Raw genomic sequence first — 8819 nt, forward strand, 5'->3', positions numbered from 1 at the left:
ATTGCCGGTCAGATGTTTGATAACGAATATGACTTGGCCATGACCGTCATTGACGGCATGGAAGCGCGTAGTAAAGCTGGAAATTATCAGCTAGAACGTTTTATGTTTAAATGCGCCTAGCTACTTATCAACCATTTAAATTTTTGAGATATTTCGCAATCCCGACGCTCAATTACTGGTGGAATGCTAAGCAAATGATTCAAGCCTGTCACCAGTTGAGGCAGCAGATCAATGTCAGCGATGCCAAAAAATTCTATGACGCGCTCTATTAGGTAATCAACGGTAAATCGTTTTTTCGGCTCACTCTTTTCTAGGCACGCTAAAAGCCAGGTGACGGTATGTTCTGTCGGCTGAATATCCTCGATGAGTTCAGCAAGCCATTCTCGTTTCAGTTCGGTTGCTTCTGCGAGAAAGCTTTGGCGAATATGCTCTTGATCTTCGCTAGAACCAATTGCTCTTATAGCTCTAAACGCCGCTATTCGGGCATACTTCTCAGCAGTTGCATGAAGTGAAACTTCCAAGGCCTCCGGCAATGCATCTGAAAGCTGGCCAAGCCACACCATGCGGAGCAAGAATTCTGTCAGATCTTCATGGTTTGCATATTCTTGAATTAACGCACGTACATCATTAGTCAGGTCAGGATTGGCAAAACGCTGAACTGCCGCATAGTCGCGCATTGATCGACCAGTAGCACCGCTAGCTATTTGCTCACAGACTTCGCGAAGTATGTAGCGACGGACCTCTAAAGGTAGCTGACTAGGATCGCCCCCTTCAAAGATAATTTCAGGTGCGACTTTTCGAACACGTTCGCTGATTTTCTCATCCAAAATTGCTAGCCATGGCAAGATTGGACGCAACGTAGGGATGACAATATCTAAACCGTACTGATTACTAAAGAATAGTGTTTCAATGGTTCGGCGCGATGTTTCACGCCTAAGTAGTTCGGCAAACCACTCGGCGGTTAGGTATTCTCGTACTGAGCGATGATGGAAGCGTACTGTGCCATAAATCGCTTCATCACATATAGGCCGTGATAGCAAAGTTAATTGATCATTGTTGTCCCAATCAGGAAGTATGGATTGAACCGCGATTCCTTTGGAGTTTTCCGCTCCATCAGGAACCGTAATCACCGGGTTCTGAGTCAATGTAGTGGCTGCAGCTAAGAGTCTTGCACCCTGACGGGCGCACTCCATTGAAAGTGGACGAATATCAGCACGATCTTGGTCACGTTCAGATAGTCTTCGGTCAATGCTGTTTCGCATGATTTCGAGGCGGCTTCCAATCCTACCTTTGTCGAGCCAGAATTCGGTAAGCTCCTCCAAATCCTGAGGACGTGATGTGAATGACCAAGCATCTGCCCTTTCCACTGCATCAAGGAAAGCTTTGCTGTCTTTGACGCCTCGCGCTTTCGCAAATATCGCAATCTGATCACGTGTTAGATCATCAAATGCGACGATCTTGAAAGTTGGTTGGGCCTTGTCCTCTGACGCAGTATTGGTTTGCACACTACCTTCAGGACCATTCATTTCAGCATTCTGCTCATGTTCAGCTGTAGTAGTCGCTTCATAAGGCAGATGTTGAGTACAGTAATTAAGATCCGTCTTAGGTCGCCATGCTGTAGTTCGGCCAGTTATTACAATATGTGTTCGGTCTTTTGCCGCAATAATCTGCCTGCTCAACTTGCGGATTGCCAGCTCAAAGTCGCGAGGATCTCGAAGACGTGCTTCGTCAACCGAGTCTAGGAAAAGCCATCCCTCCTCGCCAGACGCTAGCCATTCTTCAAAGTGTTCGTAAGTTCCGACCTCAAAGGCATCCTCAAAATCTCTGGAAATATGTTCTAAGCGAAGGAAGAATGCTGGCTTGCCCTCATGCCTCAATGCGTATGTGATGTTTCGAATTTCGGAAGTTTTGCCCGAACCAGCCTCGGACAAAATGATCAGACGATATTCTTCAATAAGATTCGACCAGCCGAGATGCTTGCCGAAACGAAAAGTTTGGTTGATTTCGATCTCGTCGTGCTCACTTCCATGTTCCGACAGCTCATAGAAGGTTCTATGAAGATCGATAAACTTGTAGCTTGAGACAAAAGTAGTTTTCGGATCCACTTGGTTCTTTGCTCCAAGTTAATAAGTCAGCACCAGACTGAAGGTTTGCGATAGGATTTTCTCAAATCTCCTTTAAGCGCTGTAGTGTTGATCGACTGCCTACCTAAGGCATAGAAAATCATACTCTTAGCCTTCTCGATGAGATTTGCTTCAATGTTCGACTCTTCAAAGCGCGAATGTCACATTTAGTACAGGCCATCCCTAATCTTACTGAAAATTCTTCAGGACTGAGAGTGCGATCGCATGTGACAGCCATCACAATCCGCCTAAATTTTGTCGATTTCCGGAATTGGGCCAACTTCCGATGAACATACCCATAGGCCTATGCCGGTATCGGCGGGTCTGAGGCATTCTAAGGATGGCAATAGCCGCTCTAGACCAGCCTCTTTATAGCGAACTCCCTATATCTAAACCGCCCCCAGTGCCTCGTGCACTGGGGGTTATTTAATGGAAAAACTTACGCCTACTAGGGGCTGTCATCAACTAATCGCCAATAGTCTAAGAATCAGCGGTTACAGCCCCTAGCCTGTTTTTGGGTCGGGCGTGGCAATGCCTATGGGATAAGGATCGTAGCAAGAATTGATGACACGTCCTAGGGTGAGTTTTCTAAAACGCTGAGGTCGGGCGCATCGACTTCGATCTCGGCGGTATAGCAGGTCCAGTCCGATCGCGACAGGGTTTTGCCACAGACTGCGGGCTGGCGCTTCCCGGAGCCTCCATAGGCCACGTAGTTAAACACCAGCAGCGGCATTCCCAGGGGCACCGCTAAATATTCACTCAGCTCGTAGGTGGCCGGAATGCTCTCCAGGCTTACTTTGGCGGCCTGAAGGTGAATACCGTTGCGCACCAGGGTGCTGTAGGTAAACCCCTGCCTCAGAGGCTCGGCCAGGGCTTGCCCCGTGGCTTCGGGATAGTAGGTGATATCTAGCGCAATGGGGGTATCGTCGGCGTAGTAGATTTTCTCTTGCCAGTAGACCTGAGCGGCTTTGTCGGTCAGCGCTAGCTTGCGCTTCACCTCCGCTGGGGCCTGAATGCGCTGAAACCGCAGCGACTGTACCCGGCTAGTGTAGCCCTGCCGCTTCAACGCCGCATCAAAGTACAGCAGGGGGTTAGACATCGAGAAACTTATTTTGTGGGGGTCGGTAACAAAAATACCCTTGCCTCGCTGGGTGGTTACCAGCCCCTGCTGGGACAAACTGGCGATCGCCTTACGAATGGTGGTGCGACTGACCCCAAAGAGTTCGCCCAGGTCAAATTCACTGGGCAACCGCTCGCCCGGCTCGTATAGACCCGTCTCAATTTTTTCCTTCAGCTTTTCTGAAATCACCATGTGCAGCGGCTGACTACCGGCCTCTTGCCCATTAGGAACCATAAAGACTGTCATATTTGCAGATCTCCGGCATCTTAATCTAATCAGGGCCGAGGGGGGAAAGGCCAGAAGGATTAGTCGCTGATGGCGCAAGTTTGGGAGTGTAGGTTGGGGCTTGCCGCGTATATCGGCGGATTGAGATGGATAAGGGCAGGGCCGACGCCACTGCATCAGCCCCCGCCGATAGAACACGGCTTAGCCAGCTTGGCCTATGCGGCCACCAGCTGGAATCGAGCCAGCTTAAACAGACTGGTATCGTGGGGAGTGCGATCGTCTAGGGCTAAATCGGCCAGCATTTTGCCCATCAGGGTAGTGAACTTAAAGCCGTGCCCTGAGAAGCCCGCTCCAATCACCACCTGAGGGTGGTTGGGATGCTGGTCAATCACAAATTGCTTGTCGGGGGTGAGGGTGTAGAGGCAGCGGCGGGTAGACAGCAGCGGCCCGGCGGCGTCGGGAATGTACTGCTTGGCGAAATCGCGAATTCGCTCTGTCCAATCCTGGCTGGGGGTGTAGTCAACCTGGCTGGGTTTCTCGACGGTATCCCACCCGTAGAAGGTGGTGATTTTGAGGCCAATGCTGGGGTCTTCGTGGGGAATACCATAGGGCATTTCGCCGTAGGGGCCATTCATGTGGGCAAAGAAAACCGGAAACTTGCCCGGCTCAAAGTTGGCGGGGGTGCCGGGCTGATAAAACCCCAGCTGGCAAGGCATGATTTTGAGCGGCAGGTCAATGCCCTGATCGGCCAGCAGCCCTTTGGCCCAGCTGCCCACGGTGAGCACGATGCGATCGCAGCTAAAAGTCTCTTTACCAGTCTGCACCTCTACCCCGCTCTCGGTGGGCACCACTTTGAGTACAGGCGTCTGATCGATCACCGTCGCACCGCGCTCCTGGGCCAGGCGGGTGTGGGCCAGCACGCAGTTAGAGGCCCTCAGCAGCCCAGTATCGGCGTGGAATAGCCCCTCCATGCCATCATCTAGGGCAAACTGAGGGTAGCGCTGGGCGATATCGGCTTTGTCGAGGTGCTCATAGTCCAGACCCGACGCATCTAAACTCGCTTTCATCTGCCGAAAGGTATCGGTATTGGGAAAGCCAAAATCGAGGCCGCCGGTTTTGACGTACAGCGATTCCCCAGCTTCTTCCTGAAGCGCAAACCAGAGCGGGTAGGCATCCCGCATGAGGTCAACGTAAATGGGGTTGTCGTAGGTGTAGCGAATGACGCGAGAATAGCCGTAGGAACTGCCGTTTTGATGATTTAGCTCAAACTGCTCCAGCAGCAGCACTTTTTTCCCAGCTTTTGACAAATAGTAGGCCGCCGCGCTGCCTACGCCCCCGGCCCCGATCACAATCACATCAAACTGCTGCGCCATCGTTGCAAGCTCCTGGCAAAAACCTAGTGAGAATGGTGAAAAACTAATTGCCTTTTCCCGGCTGAGGCAAACGCCGTTTGCCCCTACGAAATACCTGCTGTAAGCCGGGGTGATTGAACTGAGAGTTGAATGGGCGGCGGCTTAAAACGGCCGACCTCTCATTGAGCCTCTCATTACGAAGGTGGAGATCCCCCTAAATCCCCCTTAGAAAGGGGGACTTTGAAAAGGCCTCACCCCCCTTTCTAAGGAGGGCAGGGGGGATCTCCGCTAACGGGCGATCGCCTGCTCAGCGGTTTCCGCTGCGATCAGCTTGCGCTTCTCGTTAACTACGTCGTGCTCGTAGCTCAGCCCTTTGTAGATGCTGAAGCACATGACCAGCAGCACCACGGCAAAGGGCAAGCCCGCGCTGATTGCAGCTGTTTGCAACGCCGACAGACCGCCGCCCAGCAGCAGCGCCGAGGCCACCACCCCTTCGAGCACGGCCCAAAAGACTCGCTGAGGCACCGGCGACTCCAGCTTGCCGCCAGAGGCAATGCTGTCCACCACCAGGGAGCCGGAGTCGGAGGAAGTGACAAAGAATACCACCACCAGGATGATGGCGACAAAGGAGGTAATGCCGGTTAAGGGGAGCTGCTCCAGCATCACGAACAGGGCCGTGGCCACATTTTCGGACACGGCGGCGCTGATGATGCCGGCAGTGCCTTCGGCCAGTTCCAGACTCAAGGCCGTGCCGCCAAAGGCCGACATCCACAGGAAGGTCAGAGCGGTCGGCAGCAGCAGCACCCCGATAATGAATTCCCGCACGGTGCGGCCCCGAGAGATGCGGGCGATAAAAATGCCCACGAACGGTGCCCAGGATACCCACCAGCCCCAGTAGAATACGGTCCAGCCGTTCTGCCAACCGGCATCGTTGAACGTTTCAGTCCAGAAGCTCATGGTAGGCAGGGAGGCCAGGTAGTAGCCGGTCGTTTCAACGAAGGTGTTGAGAAGAAAGACCGTTGGCCCCACCAGCACCACAAACGCCAGCAGCACAGCGGCCAAAATCATGTTGAGTTCGCTCAGGCGGCGCACCCCGTTCCCCAGGCCCGACACCACCGAGGCGGTGGCAAAGCCGGTGATAATCGCAATCAGCCCCACCTGAACTGGGGTGCTGATTTCCAGACCAAACAAAAAGTTCAGGCCAGCATTCGTCTGCTGGACGCCAAAGCCCAGAGAGGTCGCCAGGCCAAACAGGGTGGAGGCCACCGCCAAAACGTCAATCGCGTTGCCCTGCCAGCCGTAAATCTTTTCGCCCAGCAGCGGATAAAACACCGAGCGGATGGTCAGGGGCAGCCCCCAGTTGAAGGCAAAAAAGGCCAGGGACAGGCCCACCAACGCGTAGATTCCCCAGGCGTGGAGTCCCCAGTGAAAGAAGGTGATACCCATGGCCTGCCGGGCGGCATCGGCGGTATTGGGCTCGATCGCCCCCAAAATCACGGGCGGGTCTTGGAAGTGGTAAATCGGCTCCGCGACGCTCCAGAACATCAGGCCAGTGCCCATGCCAGCGCTAATCAGCATGGAAATCCAGGCGAAGGTGGGAAACTCTGGCCTGGCGTCGGGGCCGCCTAAACGCACACTGCCCAATTTGGTGAGAGCAATGAAGATCGTGAACAGCAAAAAGAATGTAACAGACAGGATCATGAACCAGCCCAGCGTGCCCGAGATGAAGGACTGGACTGCCCCAAAAGCTGATTCAGCCGGATCTTGAAAGAGCAGCGTAAACAATACAAACAGGATAACTAAGCCTCCAGAGACCAAAAAGACCTCTGGGTGAAAGTCAAAACCTTTAGAGGTGAAATTGCGATCGCCCGGACGGCGAAGGCTATGACGGGTAGGCGCATGATCGGGCATCACAAAGGGATGCTCCACATGGCCATTTTGTCCTGAATCTGGTGAAGTCATATGGATTAACAAGCTCGTAATACATCAACAAGCGTTCGTAACATCCCTAGCAAGCGACTCATTCTTGCAAGGGCTAGTCAGTACCTGTTGTTTGCCCTAGATAGGACCTTCAGCTCGATTAGAAGGGGTGATATTTCGCGATCGCCAATTATGGCTGCCTTGTTGATCACCTTTCAATAAACGCAGGAGCCTTGTCAAGGAACCGAGATGCCCTGTAACACTTCCGTTACAGACGTTACAGACATCTATTCCCTTAATTTGGCAGCGCTTTCGCATCAACCATGAGCCTTGCAGGGGCTGACTGCCCGATCAATCTACAAAGAACTGGGTCGCCTAAAGCCAGAACTCAGCAAACTCTATTGGTGCTGAGAATAGGTTCTCCTGAAGAGTGAAACTGTTTTGCTCGATACAGTTGTCACTACAAGTTTTGAAAATCCGATGTTCTGGCCAAACAATATTTAATCAAGCCTACGTTTCTCTTGAGATACCACAAAAATTTCTTTTGGTCCCCAAGACATATCCTGGAAATCGTTATAGCTCCATGACCAAGAGGATTGAAAGTGTAACCCAGGAAACCATTTCACATCTACTAAGTCGTTAGTGTTCATATACAACTTGTAATTACAAGTCTTGAAATTAGGTTATAAGCTTGTAGTTACAGGTTGTGAAAGCAGGTTTTGGCCCATTTGCATAGGTTTGATTGGGTGGCCAGCCCGAGCGATCGCCGCAAAAAATGTCTGTGAAACATCTATACAGCTGCTGAGGCGGACTATGACCCCGGAAAATATTGCTAGCTCCCCGCCCGATTTGACCCTTGTGGAGCGTCCTGAAACCTATCAGGCGGCGAGCGTACATCGAGAGTTATCGGTCATCAACCTAAGTGACTATCGGCACCCCGGATTATCGGCAGAGGCCTACACCAGCACTCGCTATCTCAATCGGGAGCGAGCCACTGTGTTCAGCCAGTATTGGGTGTGTGTAGGTCTGGCGTCTGATCTGCCCAATCCGGGCGATGTATACCCTACGGAAGTAGCGGGTATGCCAATTGCGTTAGTGCGCGATCGCGTCGGTACCCTGCGCGCCTTTCACAACATCTGCAGCCACCGGGGTCTGCAACTCGTCGATAAATCCTGCAACGTGCAAGGCAACCTGCGCTGCCCCTACCACTCGTGGGCCTACAAGCTCGACGGCAGCCTCAAGAGCACACCCCACTTTGGCGGTTACCACAAAGACGCCTACGACGGGTTCGATCGCGAGAGCAAAGGGCTGACTGCCATCCGCTGCGACCAGTGGCTCGACCTGGTATTCGTTAATCTCTCTGGCGATGCGCCCCCGCTAGAGGAGTATCTGGCCCCCGTAATTGAGCGCTGGTCAACCTACGACCTCGGCCAGCTGCGCCGCGAACCCCGCCAGGTCAGTCTGCAATGCAAAGCCAACTGGAAGCTAGCGGTCGAGAACTTCTCCGAAAGCTATCACCTGAGCTGGGTGCATCCCGCCCTCAACAGCTGCTCCCGAATGGAAGACCACTTCGGCTTTGAGGTGGGCAATACCCATGTCGGCCAGGGCAGCTTGCTGTACAAAAGCGGGGAAATTGAGGGGCGATCGCTGCCCACCTTCCCCAATCTAAAGGCCAATCATAAAGAAACCGTCGCTGAATACATCACCATCTTTCCAAACCTGATGGTGGGCGTTCATCCTGACTATTTTCTGGTGTTTGTCGCCAACCCCCTCAGCCCCGGCAAAACCCAGGAGCGCATGACGTTTTACTTCGTCGGCGACGAGGCTATGACGCCTGATAACGAGGCCCTGCGCCACCTGCCCATCGACCTCTGGAAAGACACCAACGACGAAGACATCACCATGATTGAGCGCATGCAGGTGGGTCGCAAATCTCCCCGCTTTGATGGCGGCTGCTTTTCGCCAGAGCTAGAGCAGACGGTCTATCGCTTTCAGCAGATGGTGGCGAAGGCAGTAGAGGGGTAGAGGGGGGGATGGGTGGATGGGTGGATGGGTGTCTTTAAACCTCCAACCTTGAAT

5 protein-coding genes are annotated in these 8819 nt (G+C 53.0%); 1 reads left to right on the forward strand and 4 read right to left on the reverse strand.

The window, feature by feature from the left end; all coding sequences use genetic code 11:
• Positions 1-116 precede the first annotated feature (116 nt).
• The 4 genes from IQ273_RS26170 to IQ273_RS26185 all read right to left on the reverse strand — a co-directional run bounded on the left by IQ273_RS26170 (position 117) and on the right by IQ273_RS26185 (position 6782).
• The gene (locus tag IQ273_RS26170; RefSeq protein ID WP_194026075.1) at positions 117-2105 is read right to left on the reverse strand and encodes a hypothetical protein; all 1989 of its coding nucleotides are present in this window, start codon (positions 2103-2105) and stop codon (positions 117-119) included.
• 592 nt (positions 2106-2697) lie between these two features.
• Positions 2698-3489: a GntR family transcriptional regulator gene (locus IQ273_RS26175; protein WP_228053904.1), complete on the reverse strand. Its 792-nt coding sequence runs from the start codon at positions 3487-3489 to the stop codon at positions 2698-2700.
• Between the two features lie 194 nt (positions 3490-3683).
• Positions 3684-4841, reverse strand: a complete 1158-nt coding sequence (solA, locus tag IQ273_RS26180) for an N-methyl-L-tryptophan oxidase (protein ID WP_194026076.1) — start codon at positions 4839-4841, stop codon at positions 3684-3686.
• A gap of 267 nt (positions 4842-5108) precedes the next feature.
• Entirely contained in the window at positions 5109-6782 is a 1674-nt protein-coding gene (locus IQ273_RS26185; RefSeq protein WP_228053906.1) for a BCCT family transporter, read from the reverse strand.
• Positions 6783-7553: 771 nt separating this feature from the next.
• Between IQ273_RS26185 and IQ273_RS26190 the strand changes: the two genes are divergently transcribed.
• The gene (locus IQ273_RS26190; RefSeq protein WP_194026077.1) at positions 7554-8765 is read left to right on the forward strand and encodes an aromatic ring-hydroxylating dioxygenase subunit alpha; all 1212 of its coding nucleotides are present in this window, start codon (positions 7554-7556) and stop codon (positions 8763-8765) included.
• The last annotated feature ends 54 nt before the right edge of the window (positions 8766-8819 follow it).

This window comes from Nodosilinea sp. LEGE 07298, assembly GCF_015207265.1.
GTDB lineage: Bacteria > Cyanobacteriota > Cyanobacteriia > Phormidesmidales > Phormidesmidaceae > Nodosilinea.